Source organism: Chitinophaga arvensicola (genome assembly GCF_900110835.1).
In the GTDB taxonomy this organism is placed as follows: domain Bacteria; phylum Bacteroidota; class Bacteroidia; order Chitinophagales; family Chitinophagaceae; genus Chitinophaga; species Chitinophaga arvensicola.
This window is the reverse complement of sequence record NZ_FOJG01000001.1, coordinates 3,449,456-3,466,704: the sequence shown is the minus strand read 5'-3', so window position 1 is coordinate 3,466,704 and position 17,249 is coordinate 3,449,456. Positions and strand designations below refer to the sequence as shown.

Annotated in this window: 13 protein-coding genes; 8 read left to right on the top strand and 5 right to left on the bottom strand. The window is 48.2% G+C overall.

The window, feature by feature from the left end; translation table 11 throughout:
* Positions 1 to 21: 21 nt before the first annotated feature.
* The 6 genes from BMW79_RS14395 to BMW79_RS14370 all read left to right on the top strand — a co-directional run bounded on the left by BMW79_RS14395 (position 22) and on the right by BMW79_RS14370 (position 9,254).
* A complete protein-coding gene (locus BMW79_RS14395; RefSeq protein WP_177192170.1) occupies positions 22 to 2,247 on the top strand; it encodes a DUF4838 domain-containing protein in 2,226 nt (741 codons plus the stop codon).
* Positions 2,248 to 2,372: 125 nt separating this feature from the next.
* A complete protein-coding gene (locus BMW79_RS14390) occupies positions 2,373 to 2,951 on the top strand; it encodes a TetR/AcrR family transcriptional regulator (RefSeq protein ID WP_143059160.1) in 579 nt (192 codons plus the stop codon).
* Between the two features lie 160 nt (positions 2,952 to 3,111).
* Positions 3,112 to 4,473, top strand: coding sequence for a TolC family protein (locus BMW79_RS14385; protein ID WP_089895870.1), 1,362 nt, complete (start codon positions 3,112 to 3,114; stop codon positions 4,471 to 4,473).
* A gap of 20 nt (positions 4,474 to 4,493) precedes the next feature.
* Positions 4,494 to 5,537 carry an efflux RND transporter periplasmic adaptor subunit gene (locus BMW79_RS14380; RefSeq protein WP_089895868.1) on the top strand — a complete coding sequence of 348 codons (1,044 nt, stop codon included), beginning with the start codon at positions 4,494 to 4,496 and terminating at the stop codon, positions 5,535 to 5,537.
* An 11-nt stretch (positions 5,538 to 5,548) separates the two neighbouring features.
* A complete protein-coding gene (locus tag BMW79_RS14375; RefSeq protein ID WP_089895865.1) occupies positions 5,549 to 8,680 on the top strand; it encodes an efflux RND transporter permease subunit in 3,132 nt (1,043 codons plus the stop codon).
* Between the two features lie 55 nt (positions 8,681 to 8,735).
* Entirely contained in the window at positions 8,736 to 9,254 is a 519-nt protein-coding gene (locus BMW79_RS14370; RefSeq protein ID WP_089895863.1) for a hypothetical protein, read from the top strand.
* A 42-nt stretch (positions 9,255 to 9,296) separates the two neighbouring features.
* Here the strand turns inward: BMW79_RS14370 and BMW79_RS14365 are convergent, their stop codons facing one another.
* Positions 9,297 to 10,166: an aldose 1-epimerase family protein gene (locus BMW79_RS14365; RefSeq protein ID WP_089895861.1), complete on the bottom strand. Its 870-nt coding sequence runs from the start codon at positions 10,164 to 10,166 to the stop codon at positions 9,297 to 9,299.
* A 100-nt stretch (positions 10,167 to 10,266) separates the two neighbouring features.
* Here BMW79_RS14365 and BMW79_RS14360 point away from each other — a divergent pair, with 100 nt between their 5' ends.
* Positions 10,267 to 10,983 carry a 3-ketoacyl-ACP reductase gene (locus BMW79_RS14360; RefSeq protein ID WP_089895859.1) on the top strand — a complete coding sequence of 239 codons (717 nt, stop codon included), beginning with the start codon at positions 10,267 to 10,269 and terminating at the stop codon, positions 10,981 to 10,983.
* Positions 10,984 to 11,026: 43 nt separating this feature from the next.
* Here the strand turns inward: BMW79_RS14360 and BMW79_RS14355 are convergent, their stop codons facing one another.
* Both BMW79_RS14355 and BMW79_RS14350 read right to left on the bottom strand, forming a co-directional pair.
* Complete coding sequence (locus BMW79_RS14355) at positions 11,027 to 11,800, bottom strand: porin family protein (protein WP_089895857.1); 774 nt, start codon at positions 11,798 to 11,800, stop codon at positions 11,027 to 11,029.
* A gap of 30 nt (positions 11,801 to 11,830) precedes the next feature.
* Positions 11,831 to 12,649 (bottom strand): alpha/beta hydrolase, encoded by an 819-nt coding sequence (locus tag BMW79_RS14350; protein ID WP_089895856.1) that lies wholly within the window; start codon positions 12,647 to 12,649, stop codon positions 11,831 to 11,833.
* Between the two features lie 86 nt (positions 12,650 to 12,735).
* Between BMW79_RS14350 and BMW79_RS14345 the strand changes: the two genes are divergently transcribed.
* Entirely contained in the window at positions 12,736 to 13,152 is a 417-nt protein-coding gene (locus tag BMW79_RS14345) for a hypothetical protein (RefSeq protein ID WP_245752485.1), read from the top strand.
* Here the strand turns inward: BMW79_RS14345 and xrtN are convergent.
* Together xrtN and BMW79_RS14335 are read right to left on the bottom strand one after the other, a co-directional pair.
* A complete protein-coding gene (gene xrtN, locus BMW79_RS14340; protein ID WP_089895854.1) occupies positions 13,142 to 14,485 on the bottom strand; it encodes an exosortase N in 1,344 nt (447 codons plus the stop codon). The two genes, BMW79_RS14345 and xrtN, sit on opposite strands and share 11 nt — an antisense overlap.
* Positions 14,479 to 16,983: an XrtN system VIT domain-containing protein gene (locus BMW79_RS14335; protein ID WP_089895852.1), complete on the bottom strand. Its 2,505-nt coding sequence runs from the start codon at positions 16,981 to 16,983 to the stop codon at positions 14,479 to 14,481. Before BMW79_RS14335 ends, xrtN begins: the two co-directional genes overlap by 7 nt.
* Positions 16,984 to 17,249: the final 266 nt, after the last annotated feature.

The following is a 17,249-nucleotide window of genomic DNA, read 5'->3' as shown; positions in this document are numbered from 1 at the left end:
GGAATTACAATGTGCAGAATTATGAGCAGCCTTTTGTTAATGATCACGACGTTACTATACAGTGCCTGTACACCACAGGCGGAGGATCTTACGCTGGTACAGCAAGGGCGCAGCGGATATGTGATCGTGTTGCCGGAGCAGGCCACCAAAGCAGAAAGCAGGGCCGCCGGTATTTTCCAGGATTATGTTCAGCGGATATCCGGGGCTAAGCTACCCGTTATACCCGAATCACAATATAAAGCACAACCGGCGGTATTTATCGGTAATACCTCGCATACCGCAGGACCTCCGAGTATAAAAAGTGAAGGTTATTTTGCGGGGGTCAAAGACAAGCAATTGTTTATCCGTGGCGGCAGCGGGCAGGGCGTGGTGTATGGTGTGTATTACACGTTGCAGACGTATATGGGTTGCCGTAAGGACGATGCAGGCCCCGCACAGGTACCAACGGCAAAGGATATACGCTTAAAAGGGCCCATTTCCGATTTACGTGAACCGGCGTTTCAGTACCGCGAAACCTACTACCCTCCTTCCATGGATGCGGAATACCTGGCCTGGCATGGACTTCACCGGTTTGAAGATCTATGGGGGTTATGGGGACATTCGTTTTTCAAACTGGTGCCACCGGATACCTATTTCAAAGATCATCCCGAATACTATTCACTGGTAAATGGCAAAAGGCAGCCTCTCCAATTATGTCTGAGTAATGAAAACGTATATGCACTTACGGTAGCGTGGTTTAAAAAAGCCATAGCGGCCAACCCGGATGCGATGTACTGGTCTATTGCGCCACAGGACGGTGGCGGCGCCTGTACCTGCGACCTTTGCAAAAAAACGGATGCAGAAGAAGGGGGACCACAGGGATCCCTGATCCGTTTTGTGAACCGGGTAGCGGGGCAGTTCCCCCAACAGCATTTTACCACGCTGGCCTATGGCTATACTGCCAAAGCGCCGTTGAAAACGAAACCGGCCGCCAATGTATTCATTATGCTGAGTACCATCGATGCATTCCGGCAGGAGCCGCTGGCGCAAACGGCATCAGCAGCCGGTTTCCGGAAAAATCTCCAGGGCTGGGAAGCAACCACCGGTAACCTGTTCATCTGGGATTATACCACGCAGTTTACCAATTACCTGAATCCATTTCCGGATTATACCAACCTCCAACCCAACCTGCAATATTTTGCCGCACATCATGTGAAAGGCGTATTCTCGCAGGGCAGTGGAGAAACGTATGGCGATATGGCCGAATACAACAGCTACGTACAGGCGTGTTTGTTATGGCAGCCGGATGCCGATCTGAAAAAGATCAACAACGACTTTTTAACGGGCTATTACGGGCCTGCCGCCAATGTAATGGGGCAATACCTGGATGCACTCAGCGACGCGGTAAAAAGCACCCATAGCGTGCTGGATATTTATGGTAACCCGATCTATAATACCAAAGATTACCTGTCGCCGGTGCTGATTGATCAGTATTCCGGGTTGCTGGATAAAGCAGAAGTGGCTGCCGCGAATAATACAGTATTCCTGCAAAGGATTTATCGTACACGTTTGTTCCTGGAGTATGTGGTATTACAGCAATCCCGGTTTTACGGATTTGATAAATATGGTTACCTGCAACCCGATGGCACTGTAAATCCACGGTGGCCGCAGCGGGTGCAAAAATTTGTAGCCGCATGTAAAACGGCGGGCGTGCAGGAACTCTCTGAGGGGGGCTTATCACCTGATGCGTATGCGCAGGAATGGCAGGCGATCTTCTCCCGCAAATGGATAAAAAGCCTGGCGCAGGGTGCTTCGGTGACACTGGTGAATCCTTATACACCGGAGTATACACCTAAAAAGGAACGTACGCTCACCGACGGACTTACCGGCGGTAATGATTTCAGCTACAACTGGCTCTTTACCTATGGTAAAGACATGATTGCCACTATTGATATGGGCAGCAGTAAAACCATCCGCCAGGTACAGATGAATTTCCTGCAGGATGCAAGGCATTATATTTTCAATCCTACGCAGGTGGTCGTGGAAACATCTGTAGATGGTACCCACTTCACGGTGGCCGGGACGAAAGATATCCCGGTGCCGGAGGAGGATTACGCCGTGCATATCAACCCTTACTCCTTTGCGGTGCCTGGCACAGCGGCCCGGTATATCCGGGTAACGGCCAAATGCCCGGCTACACTTCCTGACTGGCGGCTGGTGGCGGGTAAGAAGCCATCGCTGTGCTGCGATGAGATAACCGTAGAGTAGATTTCCACCCGCTTATTTAAGGTTTCCTGGAAATAAATTTGGAAAATAAACACTGTTCAGTATATTTGCACTGTAAACTATACAATGTGGGCATTATAGAAAGAAAAGAGCGTGAAAAGGCTGAAATGCGCAGACGTATTGTAGATGTAGCCGTTAAAATGATTGTGGAAGAAGGATATGAAAAGGTATCTATCCGCAATATCGCTGATAAAATTGAGTACAGTCCTGCAACTATCTATCTTTATTATAAAGATAAGGACCAGTTGCTGTATGACGTGCAAACGGAAGCTTTTGCCACACTGGCCAAGGACTTTCTGCAGAAGGTAACACATACCGATCCGTTTAAACGACTGGAGCAACTGGCGCATGCGTATTTAGATTTTTCCCGGAATCATCCGGAGCTGTATGATCTGATGTTTATCATCAAAGCCCCGATGAATGCGCTGGTAGAGAAAGAGAAATGGGAGAACGGAGATCCGGCTTATGATGGATTGTATCACCTGATGCAGGAGTGTATTGACAAGAAAGTGGTAAAGTTCAAGGATGCCACTATCGGAACATTGTCTGTATGGGCCTTTGCGCATGGCTTTGTAAGCCTCCATCTGCGGGGCAGATGTTCCAAAGTATCAGGGGTATCAGATGAAGAAATGCCGGCGATCATGAATGAAGCGATAAAAGAATACCTGCGGATGATCAAAGCGTAGAACGTAATCTGTGAAAGTGAAATGTGCCATCGGCATCTATACTAAAAGCCTATACGGCTTTTTTTAAACAGCATCATTAAACACTGTTCAGTATATCAACGACGATAATAAAAGCCTTGCCTGGCTTTATTTTTTTCGGTATTAATAAACACCGTTCATTATGTACACATTAATCACAAAAGGAGCATTGTTAATAGGCCTGCTCAGCGCAGGTTTGAGCGCCTTCTCACAAAGTACTGTGCTGGATCAATACATACAATCCGCTTTCAATAACAACAAAGGATTGAAAGACCAGAGCTTCCAGCTGAGTAAATCCATGCTGGCGTTACAGGAAGCCAAAACGCTGTTTGGTCCGAATGTATCTGTGCTGGGGAGTTATACGAAATCGTCCGGTGGCCGTACCATCGACTTCCCTATCGGAGATATTATGAACCCGGTGTATGCCAGTCTGAATCAGCTGACCAACAGTCACAATTTTAAAAACCTCGACAACGTATCGGTGCAACTGAATCCCGATAATTTTTATGATGCAAAAGTACGTGCCAGTCTGCCGCTGATCAATGCAGAAATCTACTATAACCAGAAGATCAAACGAGAACAGATCACACAGCAACAGGCGGCTATGAATGTGTACAAACGGGAACTGGTGCGCGATATAAAAACCGCCTATTACCAGTATTACCAGGCAGCACAGTCCGTGGCCATCTACAACAATGCGCTGTCGCTGATCAATGAAAATATCCGTATCAACGAAAGCATGGTGCGTAACGGCATGCGCAACAACACCGCCTTATACCGCGCACAAACGGAGAAAGAAAAAACGGATGCCGATATCAACAAAGCGATCAACTCGCGGCAGAATTCAAAAGCCTATTTCAACTTCCTGCTGAACCGCTCCCTGGATGAAGACATTACACTGGACAGCACCCTGCTGAACATGCCACAGCAACTACCGGGAAAAGATATCAACGACCGGGAAGAACTGGCCCAGTATAAAAGTGCCACCAACGTATACCGGTTAAACGAACAACTGCAACGCTCCTATCTCGTTCCTAAACTCAGCACCTTCCTGGATCTTGGCTCACAGGGTATGGGCGCAAAGTTCGATAAGGATACCCGCTACTACCTGTTCGGCGTGAACCTGGAATGGAATCTGTTTGCTTCCCATAAATACAAATACAAGATCAAACAGGCGGCGAACGACGTAGCCACCATCTCCAATGCAGCCGATCAAACAGCCGAACAGTTACGCTTGCAGCTCTACCAAACGATGAACAACTACCAGACTGCCGTGCTCAATTTCAAGACCGCACAAAGCCAGCTGTCATTTGCCGAAAGATATTACCGCGACCAGATGAAAGTATACAAAGAAGGTCAGCTACTCTATATAGAACTGCTGGATGCACAGAACCAACTCACCCAGGCACGGCTGCAAACCGCTGTAGCACAGGCGGCGGTACAAACGGCCTACGCCGGAGTAGAACGTGCACAGGCATCTTACGATATCACCAACAAACAATAAAACTCCTTAAACTTACTCATATGAAAAATACATTGCTCCTGCTGCCACTCTCCCTGCTCCTGTTTTCCTGCGGCAGCAAACCGGCAGCTACTGCTACTGTTTCAGATACGATCCCGGTGAAAATAATGCCACTGGCAAAACAAGGCACGGCAGTCACCATCAACGCCTCCGGCCAGTTTACCACCGACGATGAAGTATATCTTTCCTTCAAAACCAACGGCATTGTAAATAGCATCCTGGTAAAAGAAGGCGATAGAGTTAGCAAAGGACAACTGCTCGCCACGCTCAATCTCACTGAAATAGATGCACAGGTACAGAAAGACCAGCTGGCCTTTGAAAAAGCACAACGCGATTACCAGCGTATTGTACGCCTGCACAACGACAGTGTAGCCACGCAGGAACAGCTGGAAAACAGCAAAACCACCATGGACCAGGCACGGCAGCAACTCAGCACCACCCAGTTTAACCGCAGCTATTCTGCCATTCATGCCACACAGGACGGATATGTATTACACAAACTGGTGAGCAGCGGACAAATGGTCAATGCAGGTACCCCCGTACTGCAAACCAATGGCGCCAACAGTGCGCACTGGCTGCTGCGTGTAGGCGTAAGCGACCGGGAATGGGCACAGGTAAAGAACGGAGATAAAGCCAGCATCGAAGTATCCGGTGTAACAGGCGATCCGCTCACCGGAATGGTTACACGTAAATCTGAAGGCATAGATGCACAGAGCGGCACCTTCCTCATCGACGTACAAATTACCGGCAACAAGCCCGCCGCTATCGCGGCCGGCATGTTTGGCCGTTGTCATATAGAAGCCGGCGCCATCAGCGGCAGCACGGCCTGGAGTATTCCCTACGCCTCGCTGCTGGACGGCAACGGCAGCAGTGGGTTTGTATTCGTCACCAACGATAACAAAACCGCCAGGAAAATCCCCGTCACTATTGCAGGCATGGAAAAAGAAAATGTGCTGATCAGCACCGGCATGGAACAGGCAAAGGCACTCATTATTTCCGGTAGCGCCTACCTGAAGGATCAATCACCTATCCGTATTATCCAATAACCACTACGATCATGAAAATAGCTAATTATGCCGTCAAAAATTACCAGTTCACACTGGTGATATTTATAATGATCATTGTGCTGGGCATCACTACCATCCTCAATATGCCCCGCTCGGAAGATCCCGAAATGAGGGCGCCGCAATACACCGTTATCGTGGTATATCCCGGCACCAGCCCGAAAGACATGGAAGACCTGGTAGTGGACCCCATGGAGAAAGAAATCTATGGCCTCGATGATATCAAGCGGGTACGGACCTCCATCAGCGACGGCGTAGCCGTGATGCGGGTGGAATATAAATACAGCTCCAACGTAGACCAGAAATACCAGGAGCTGGTACGCGAAGTGAACAACAAGCGGAAAGACCTGCCGGCCGACATTTACAGCATAGAAGTGCGTAAGCAGGAACCTTCGGATGTAAACATCATGCAGATAGCGCTGATCTCCGAAAATGCTTCCCGCGACAAACTCCGTTACTATGCCGACAAACTGCAGGATGAACTGGAGAAAGTACCCTCCCTTAAAAATGTAAAACTGCATGGCTTACCGGAACAACAGGTACGCGTAGAATTACAGCTGGATAAAATGGCCCAGTTGCATTTACCGGTAAATACCGTGATGGCCGCCATTCAGAGTGAAATGGCCAATATCCCCGGTGGTAGTATCGATGCGGGTGAAAAAAGCTTTAACATCAAAACCAGCGGCAACTACCAGAACATTGATGAAATCAGCAATACGATTGTATCTGCGGGTAACGGTAAAAATGTTTTCCTGAAAGATATTGCCCGTGTATACTATGGCTTTGAAGATGAAAAATACTTTGTAAGATTAAACAGTCACCGTTGCGTAGTAGTATCTGCCGCGCAGAAATCCGGTGAGAATATCACCAAAACACAGATTGCCTATAAACCGGTGATTGAGAAATTCAAAAAGACCCTGCCTCCCAACATTGATCTGGTGCAGTATTTCGACCAGGCTGATGCCGTGAATAACCGCCTCAGTGGACTGGGAAAAGATTTCATTATTGCCATCCTGCTGGTAGCCTTTACCCTGCTTCCGCTGGGACAGCGCCCGGCGCTGATTGTGATGATCTCCATTCCATTGTCGTTGTCGATCGGAATTGTGCTGTTGCAGCTGTTTGGCTTCAACCTCAACCAGCTGAGTATTGTTGGACTGGTAGTGGCATTGGGGCTGTTGGTAGATGACAGCATTGTGGTAGTAGAGAATATTGAGCGGTGGATGCTGGAAGGACATAGCCGCATGGAAGCCACACTCAAAGCCACCTCACAGATTGGGCTGGCAGTAGTGGGTTGTACGGCCGCATTGGTCATTTCGTTTATGCCGCTGGTATTTATGCCGGAAGGTAGCGGCGACTTTATCCGTAGCCTCCCGCTGGCGGTTATTTTCAGCGTACTGGCTTCTATGGCGGTATCGCTGACCATTATTCCATTCCTGGCCAGCCGTTTACTGAAAGAGCATACCGGTAATCCGGAGGGCAACCTGTTTATGCGTTTGCTGAAAAGAATGATCCACGGCAGCTACGCGAAATTGCTGGATAAGGCATTACATCGCCCGGTGCTGACCATACTGGTATCACTGGTAGTATTTGGCGCCTCCATCGGTTTGTTTAAAGTGATTGGTTTCAGCCTGTTTCCGGCTTCAGAAAAGCCGCAGTTCCTGATCAATATCTTTACCCCGCCACAATCGAACCTGGCTTATACCAACGGCGTGGTAGAGCAGATAGAGAAAGAACTGAAACAGGAAAAGATGGTAAGTTCCTATGCCAGCAACATCGGTAAAGGCAATCCCCGCATCTATTACAACGAGATGCAGGAGAATGAAAGAAGCGATTATGCACAGTTGTTTGTGCAGCTGGATCCGCATACCAACCCGGCAGACAAGAATAAACTGATTGAAGCGCTGCGTAAAAAATGGACACCTTATCCTGGTGCAAAAGTAGAAGTAAAGAACTTTGAACAGGGGCCGCCAATGGTAGCGCCGGTAGAAGTACGCTTATTTGGCGATAATCTGGATACCTTACGATCTCTCGCCGGCAATGTGGAAAAGATGCTGGAGAAAACGCAGGGCACTATCTACATCAATAATCCGGTGAGCAACCTGAAATCCGATATCCGGGTGCGGATAGACCGGGAAAAGGCGCAGCAGCTGGGCATTCCAACAGCCAATATCGACCGGGTGGTGCGTTTAGCCGTATCCGGTATCAACCTGGGACAGTATAATGACCAGAACGATAACGACTACGATATTCTGCTGACCAAGCAGAAAACGGCCAAACCGGACCTCGACGTATTCAAAGACCTGTATGTAAACAACAGTCAGGGAACCGCGATTCCGCTTTCACAGGTGGCAGAACTGGCGCTGGAAACATCTCCCTTAACCATTAATCACCAGGAGAAAAACCGCGTAGTAGCAGTAGGCGCCTTTATCAAAAAAGGATTTCTTACCGACCAGGTGATTGAAGATGTGGTGAAACAGATGGATGCCCTGAAACTGCCTGCAGGCTATACTTACGAGATGGGGGGAGAAGTAGAAAGCCGGAAAAATTCCTTCGGCGGCTTTATGAGTGTGATCATTGTAACGATCTTCCTCTTTGTAGCAGTACTGATCTTACAATTTAAAACGTTCAAGAGTATGCTGATCGTATTATCTGTAATACCATTGGGTATTGTAGGGGCAGCGGTAGCGTTGTGGCTTACAGGTAACTCCCTCTCCTTTGTCGCCATCATTGGTTTGATTGCGCTGGCGGGTATTGAAGTAAAAAATACGATCCTGCTGGTAGATTTTACCAACCAGTTGCGGATGCAGGGCAAACCGCTGGAAGAGGCCATCCGGGAGGCCGGAGAAGTACGCTTCCTCCCAATTGTACTCACTTCCCTGACAGCGATCGGAGGACTGATACCGGTAGCTATATCAACCAATCCGTTGATAGCACCGCTGGCAATTGTACTGATCGGGGGATTGATCAGTTCTACGCTGTTGTCGCGTATTGTAACACCGGTGGTGTATAAACTGATTCCGCCGAGGATAGACACCATCAACAGCAACGGGCAGGGATCACATCACAGTAAGGACCAGAAAGAGGCAGAAGTGTCATTGGCACATCATGAGGTAATTAGCAATTGATTCGTTACTTTTATGGCTAATTTGCTAGTCACCAATCCTCTGAAAATTAGTTCTTATGAAAAAAATCTTCCTGGCATTTGCAACCATGATCTTTGTCATCTGTATGAGCACGCAATCATCACAGGCGCAATTGAAACGATTCAGTATCGGACCATTTGTAGAAGCGGGTTTCCCGGTGGGCGACTTCAGTGATACACATAACACCGGTTATGGTATTGGTTTGGGAGCTGATGTAAAACTGGTAGCGGGTTTAACAGCGGTAGGTTCTGTCAGCTATTTCCATTTTGGAGGTAAAGACTACAGCACTGCAGTGACCAACAACCTGAAGTATCCGGATTACAATGTAATTCCTATCCGCCTGGGATTACGGTACAACCTGATCTCTATCCTGTATGTGAAGGTAGAAGGTGGTACGGTACAGTACACCGGTAAAAACTATAACGGTATCGGCGGACTCGTAGCTCCGGGTATCGGAATACGTATACTGGGTCTGGATGTAGAAGGAAAGTATGAAGCGTGGTTCAAGGATGGCACACGTGGTTTCTTTGGCCTGAAAGCCGGATATAATTTCTAAAAATAAAAAGCTGGTAGTTGATCGCTACCAGCTTTTTTGTTTTTAGAATATCGTTGCGGTCCATGTTCTTTCAAACAATCTTCCCGGCTCCAGCCGGTTAATCCCTTCTTTCTCTTCCAGTGCACCGGTAGCATCCACGCTATCCGCAATACCACACCAGGGTTCTATACAAACAAAGTCCGCATCTTTTGCGGCCCAGATGCCCATGTAGGGAAATCCTTCAAAAGCCAGGGTGAGTCCATGCCGGGTAAGGTGACTTTTAATGCTGATGGCAGTAGAGTCCAGGTTTTTAAATACCAGGGCATCTTTATAGAACAAAGATTTTTTCAGGGGCAGTTCATGTGTCTGATGCAGGAACGGCACGGGCGCTGATTGTATTTGTCCGCCAGCAGTCAACGGCCAGATTCCCTCTTCTTCTTCCTTATTAAAATACAGGTAATAATCTTCGTAGGTAGTATCCGGTGTGAGCGGCACTTTAAAAGCCGGATGGGCGCCAACGGAGAACAGCAGGGTTTTATCGTCCTGGTTTTTTACCTGGTAGGTAACCTGCAGCTGATCGTCCTGCAGGAGGTACTGAATGGTAAAGTCGAAATGAAAAGGATATACTTTCCGGGTAGTTTCATTATCTGAGAGACGGAGGATAACATGTTCTTCTGCCTGCTCCGTAACGGTAAACAATTGTTCCCTGGCAAATCCATGGCGGCCCAGCGTATAGTTCTGGCCGTTATAGTGATAGGTATTGTCTGTTAGTCCGCCTACAATGGGAAACAGTACGGGGCTTTTCTTACCCCAGAAAGCCGGATCGCCGCTCCAGAGGTATTCGAGGCCGTTATCTTTACGGACAATGCTTTGCAGTTCTGCTCCCTGTGGGTTAATCTGCACGGTAAGTTTTTCGTTGGAAATCTGTATCATGATCTGACGCGGTTAAATGAGACCCTGCGAAGATAATCCGAAATGGAACAAAGCATGTACCTTTGCCGGGTATTTTTAATCCTTAAAAACCGAAGGCATTATGGAATCATTAAAAGGAAAAAAGGCCCTGATCACAGGTGGTGGTAAAGGCATAGGCCGTGCGCTGGCGATAGCGCTGGCACAGGAAGGCGTAGATATAGCCCTGTTGGGACGTAATGCGGGTCCACTGGAAGCGGTGGCGAAGGAAGTGAGCAGTCTGGGTGTAAAAGTAGCCTATGCTACTGCGGATGTAGCGGATATAGCGGCGGTGAATGAAGCGGTAGCTACGGTGACAAAAGAGCTGGGCCAGCCGGATATCCTGATCAACAATGCCGGCATTGCTGCTTTTGGCGGGTTTATGGACCTGGACCCCGTACAATGGGAGCAGATTATCCGCGTGAACCTGCTGGGTGTGTATTACGTGACCCGTGCGGTGTTGCCAGGTATGATTGAACGTAAAACCGGCGATATCATCAATATTTCCTCTACAGCAGGACAGCGTGGTGCGCCATTAACGAGCGCCTACAGCGCCTCTAAGTTCGGGTTACTGGGCTTAACAGAGTCGCTGATGCTGGAGGTAAGGAAGCATAATATCCGGGTAAGTGCTTTAACACCGAGCACCATTGCCACGGATATGGCAAAAGACCTGAATTTAACAGATGGTAATCCGGATAAAGTGTTGCAGCCGGAAGACCTGGCAGAATTTGTGGTAGCGCAATTGAAGCTGAACAGGCGTGTGCTGGTGAAGTCTGCTGGATTATGGTCTACTAATCCATAAAAAAGTGACGCCCCTGTTCTCTTGCTGAGCAGGGGCGTTTTTGTTATTTCTTGTTACAGATGCGGTAAGCATATCCGAGAGATACCGTGCCTGCACCGGTATTATTTTTACCATTGGCAGTGCCTTTCTGAATATTGAGGAAGCCATAGTTGCCACCTCCTTCCACAAAGATCTGGTTACGACCGAAGAGGTATGCCAGTCCTACGTTTCCACTCACACCAAAGTTGAAAGTATTCAACTGATTCTTGATATCTGTTGTTCTGTCGAACGATTCCGGCGGAGCAGCGGGTTGCGTTCCGGCTTCATCCAGGAAAATAGCGCTGTTGCCGCTGGTTACCTGTTTGGCGCCGACCAGGAAGCCAAAGAACGGGCCTGCGTCTACGTAGAGGCGCAATGGTGAGGTGGGACCGAGATTCCAGCCAAATTTAGCGAGGATGGGTACCATGAGGTAGTTCAGTTTTGCCTGGCTTTTGAAGTCGGCATACAGGTAGGTCGGCAGTGGCGCACCTGGAGGAAACTTAGTCGGGTCTGGCGGAAATGCCTGGAGGCCGTTTTTCTTACCACCCTGTGAAGAGTAGCTGATCATGGCTTCGATAGAGAAGAGTTTGCTGAGGTGGTACTCGCCGAAGATGCCGAAGTCGGGCCCCTGACGGGAGCTGTAGCCGGTATTCAGCGGATTGCTTTCGCTGCCGCCGGCAGTAAGATTGGGTATACTGATGCCGCCACGGACACCGAGATCTACCTGTGCGTTTGCCTGCGTGCAACAAAAGAGCAAGAGAGCAGGCAGGAGCCATTTGAAAGAGCTTTGGTATTTCATAGTTAATAAATTGTAAACCAAATTTACTAATTATCTCACATTACTCAACCAACCGGCCACAAACAATAAAACGTCGCGGGCATCGGGCTCATTATGCATTTCGTGATAGAGGCCATCCCATTCCCGGTAGGTGAGCAAGGCGGAAGGGGCTCTTTCTGCGAACAGGCGGGAGCCTTCCACAGCGGTAAATTCGTCGGCGTTGCCATGGATCAGTAATGCGGGCACGCTTAATCTTTCTGCGTGTTCCAGGCACCAGGCGCCGTTCTGAATCATATCATTGGCCAGGCGCAGGCTGAGCTTATCATGACGCAGGGGATCTTCCCTGAATTTTTCTACTGCCCCTTTATCATGTGAAATTTTATTAATATCGAGTCCCTGTTTGATCCGGAGATTGGGAACCAGGGAACTGGCTACTTTGAGAAAGCCTTTGAGAAAACCTCCGGGACGGGTACCGATAATCAGTGCCGGCGCGGAAATAACGGCGGCCAGCAACTCAGGTTGTTTTCTGAGCAGGTAGCCGGTGAGTACTCCCCCACCCATGCTGTGACCGTACATAACAACGGGCTTGCCATAGGTATCCTTTACATGGCGGTGGAAACTATGCAGGTAATCGAACATGAAGCCGAAGCCCCTGGAAGCACCTTTTTTGCCATCGCTTTTGCCATGTCCGTAGTGATCAATACCAATCACTGCATATCCTTCCTTCATGAAAAATGCCGCCACATGGTCGTAGCGCCCCATGTGTTCCCCGATGCCATGGACGATGATCATGACCCGCTGGAAATTTTCGGGGATCCAGTTGATACCGTGAAACTTTGTCCGCTGATAAAACCAGTAGAATTCATTCATAGCAGGAGTTGTGCTGATACAGAAACGAAGATAAAGAATATCTTTGTGCGCTATTTCAACCAGATAAAATTAACTGAATAACACAAATGAGCAAACAAGCCTCCTCCTCTCCGGTATACAGTATTCCTTTGAGTTACCGTAAGATGGAAAATCTGCATATTGTTTTCTGGCTGTTGAAAGATATCAGCTGGTGTATGATCTGGAAGCCGCTGGGTGTGGCGATGATCTTTCCTACGCTGATTATCTCCATTGTTATTGCGTGGCGCACCCGGCAATTTATGTCGGAGTTATGCCATAACGTAGCGATTTCTGTATGGATTGCGGCCAACTCCTACTGGATGATCAGTGAATTTTTCCATTTTGATGCGATGGTGATTGTGGGCGCCGTTACCTACAAGCACCTGGCATTGATCCCTTTCTTTACGGGCCTGCTGATCCTGGCTTATTACTACATTTACTACCAGCCAAGGCATAAAGAAGAAACGGAAGTGATCACTGAATAAGGTGGGCGCTGAGCAGGTGCTTTATTTCAGGCGCCAGCAATGCTTTTTTATCTACCGTAATATTTACAAGAAAATAGCTGTTCCCGCTGCAAAGCGCATTCCATCTCCATTCCAGCTGACTGGTACTGCGGTGGGAACGGCTTTCATACCACCAGGCAGTGTACAGGGTGCTGCTGTCTTTTTTTAGCTCCGCCGTGTATACTTTTGTTCCCTGGATATTTTCCTCCTGCACTTTGTAAAATTCAAACCCACTCCCCTTCCAGCAGATCATTGGCTGATGATCGGTAAAATAAAAACCGGGAATACCTTTCACATACAGCAGTGCATCTGCCGTTGTTTGTTTAATAATATTATCATCGAGAGATGTATAGCTGTATCCGGGCAGCTGCTTCACCTGTTTTGTCGTGGCCGTGGTAGTGGTCATATTTTTCGTAAGCATAAAATGGCCGGCAATAATACCCGCTGCCAGCAGCAGCTGCAGTCCAAGGCCATATACAGGAGCAAGATTCATAACAGCATTACCGGCCGGCGCTTTTCCATAGCGGTGCAGCATCCATGGAATACCCAGCAGCAAAGGCAGGAGCACATACACCAACAGGGTAATAATGCCTACCGCATCGTGGGCAAGCGTGCCGGGAGGTAACGAAAACTGCACCAGCAGCAAAATACGGAACAGGTTGGCGATGATATTCAATACTGTAATCACTCCTAATATGAAGAAGGTAGCCAGCGCCGGCAATTCCTTATGGTAACGCCGCTGGTACAACGCTATCATCATGATGCCGCAAAGCAGGGAGGTAAGTAGCATCTGTAAGCCCATACAAGCAATATCTACGGTGAATTCATGATTACCCAATAAGATCATATTTCCGGTGGTGGTTACAGCCGGATTAATACCGGCCAGCATTTTGCCGGCCATGCCGGTAAGCCACAGGCGGATCGGGAAACTAAAAACATTCACCGCAAAATCAATGGCAGGCGCTATGAGTACAGCAGTGATAAAACTCAGGCGGGATAATCTCCCGTAAAAATATTCTATTACGAAAAACACGGCAGTGATCAGCGTGGCATACCGGAGTGTAAACACCTGCGTTTTCCAGGACAGCAACAGGAACAACAAGGCTATCCAGCCACAGCGCATACTTCCCGGCCGTGTGTGATCCACTTCAGACACCACGCCCATCGTGATAATGGAGAGTCCAAAAAAAGCGCTCTGCCAGGAAAAATAATGTTGGAGCTGTAGTATAGCGACGATAAAATAAACCGCCAGCAACAAAGTTGCCGGCAGTTTTGCCCCTCTTTCTATAAACCGTGTATACACGAACGTTAGCATAGGTGCTTTTTTCTTTTAAATAATTTCTCAAACCGTACGTAAGTCAGCACCGCGATGGCCAGGATAAACAAGGCCCACTCATGTGGTTCCGGCACGGAGCCATGCCCCTTCAGGGAAGCATTCTGAAGGCTGTTGGCATCCTCCTTTATTTTAAAACGGTCGTAATCTTCCTGTGTTTCCAGTACAATCAGGCTGGAAAGCGGCGTTACCACATAAGCGGCTTTGGCCATGCCGATCAGGTCTGTTTCATTGGTAAGATCAGTACCGGTTACTTTGGGTCCCAGTTCCTGCAGTATGGCGTTGTAGGCAAAGAGACGGGCCAGGTGATCGGGGCCTTTGGCTGCGGTGCTGTCTGTGCTGCGTGCAATACGCATATCAGCGCCGGCAATGACTACCTGGCTGCTGTCTTCCTCCCGTTTCAGGAAACGGTTTTCAGCCAGATGTGCGTATAGTAAACGCAGCGATTCCTGTTCGTATATCAGTGACCGTGACTCCCTCAAGGTTGCCAGGTAAGGCGACAGGTGATCACTGAAATTGAATACCCTGACTTTATTGCTGGTAAAGAAAGGACGCAGGTGTTTCCTGAAATTGAAATCATCCAGGTCTTTCAGCTGAGGCGAAATGCTATCTGCTGATGTGATGACCAGTGCGGTGGCGGGATTGGTAATCCGGTGAAAAGGGAACAGGGAAAAGCGTTGTGCATGCAATTCATCAAAGAGGGTTTCCTTATTTTCGTCGGTGACAGCGATCATGCCACGCAACGGATGATAAGCCCAGATGTTGCCTTTCAACCTGGTCAGCATAGACTGGTATTCATCATGGCTCCAGCTGGCATTGATGTCGAGATAGAAGTTCTCCGGTGTAAAAAATTCGTAGTCTGCTTTATAGGGCAACAACGTATAGCGTTGTCCATTAAAACTGAATGCGGCATTGTCTATGGCGTCATCGGGTATTTCCAGTTGCCAGTCTGCGTTATACTTTCCGTTCTTCTCTATGGTGTTTCCTTTGTCTGCAAAAAAACCAGCCGGATACTTTGTTACACGGGCACCATTTTGCATGTTGAGTTTCGCGTTATAAACGGCCTGTTCATGCGGGGGACCTTCAAACCATACGGGCTCGTAAAGAACGGCGCCTTTTGCTGCTTTCAATGGTGCAGTAACACCGATTTTAAACTTCCGTTCACCGCCCTGTGGTACAGGGAATACGCGCACAATAACGCGGTTGCCTTCCTGCCAGTGCACCACAGACGGGTCGCGGCGTTGTTTACCTACAATGGTGGTGTAGGCGCTATCGGCTTTAGCCTGGGTGGTGAGTACGGCTTTTTCCTCTGCGTTGTTGATCCATAGGGAGAGCGAGGTGACTACGGCGCCTTCCGGCAGATGGAAAGTATAGATGGCTTCCTCATCAGTGGCCCATCGCCGCCGGGTATCATTTCTCACCGTATAGGTATTTTCGGTGTAAGAAAGATGGTATTGTGGCCAGATATCGGCCCTGGTGGTAACACTGGTGGTAACGAGGTCTTTACCGGTCCATAAACGATCCGCTGCGTAATGTCTTTTGTCGTACATCACACTGAGAATATTGAACCGGTCTTCTACAGGAATATCGATAGGTCCCAGCAAGGCACTGGCGGTCATGAACAGCGGATCATGCGTAATTTTCTGATCGTATTCTTTCTGGGGCATGTTCCAGAGCGTGAACTCCGAACGGATGCCGGCACTGGTATATACCACACCAGTTTTTAGCAGTTGTTCCGTGACAAAGTCATTGGGCGTGTGCTGAGAGGCTGTGATCCACGCGGGCAGCTCTTCTTCATTAGCGGTATTATAAGCTTCTTCCAGGGCACTTTTATCTAACGCGTAGATCACGCAATAAAACACAACTATGCTGACAGAAAGAGCGCCTGACCATAAATAAGTGAGACGGTAAGCCCGCACCGGCCATACCAGTTTTCTCACCATCCGCAGATTAAACCAGATGATAAAAACCGGTGAAAAAGTAACAATAGATAAGCCGATGGCAATTAACCCGATTACTCCGATCAGATATAACGGCAAGAGGTAGATAGCGAGGTAGAAGGGCAACAGGAAAGTGAATCCCAGGACCACGCATTGCAGGCGGCGCGCCCATTCCGGCAGGACTTCAAAAAATCCGAAGGTGAGCATGTTAGCACAGATGCATACCAGCATGATAGCTGACCATACGGAGGCGGATTGAAATACGGTGAAAGAATTATTCACGGTGTAGGCGTCGATGAGGAGTAATACCACAAATGCCGCCATGATTTTTCGCCTGCCATACCATGGCCGGAGACTTCCTTCAAACCAGCACCCAAAGAAATAACCGAGTAACAAAAGGTGTGTAACAAGAAAAGGAAATTCGCTGCTAAAATCGCTGCTTGTTATGCAGGAAACAACAAACATGATCAGGGATACGCATACCAGTATCAGGCCGAGCACAAAGGATGCCGGAAAGGGTTTGAAGATTCTATCTTCCATACAAAATGAATTGAATACCCACCAAAGATATAAAACAAAAAGCACTTTGTATTACAAAGTATAAATAAATATTTCCGTTTTTTATTTCGCCTGCGGAAGAATCAGCCGTTTAAAGCCCTTTACCATAGCTGGTTTCGACGATGTCCGGTATCAGTTATAATTATCCAGCCGTGATACCTGTTATTTTTTCATTTGTTGTAAAAGACATAAAATTTCCGGAAATTGATCAAAACAGGATAGCGCTGACTTACGTCCAGGCATATACG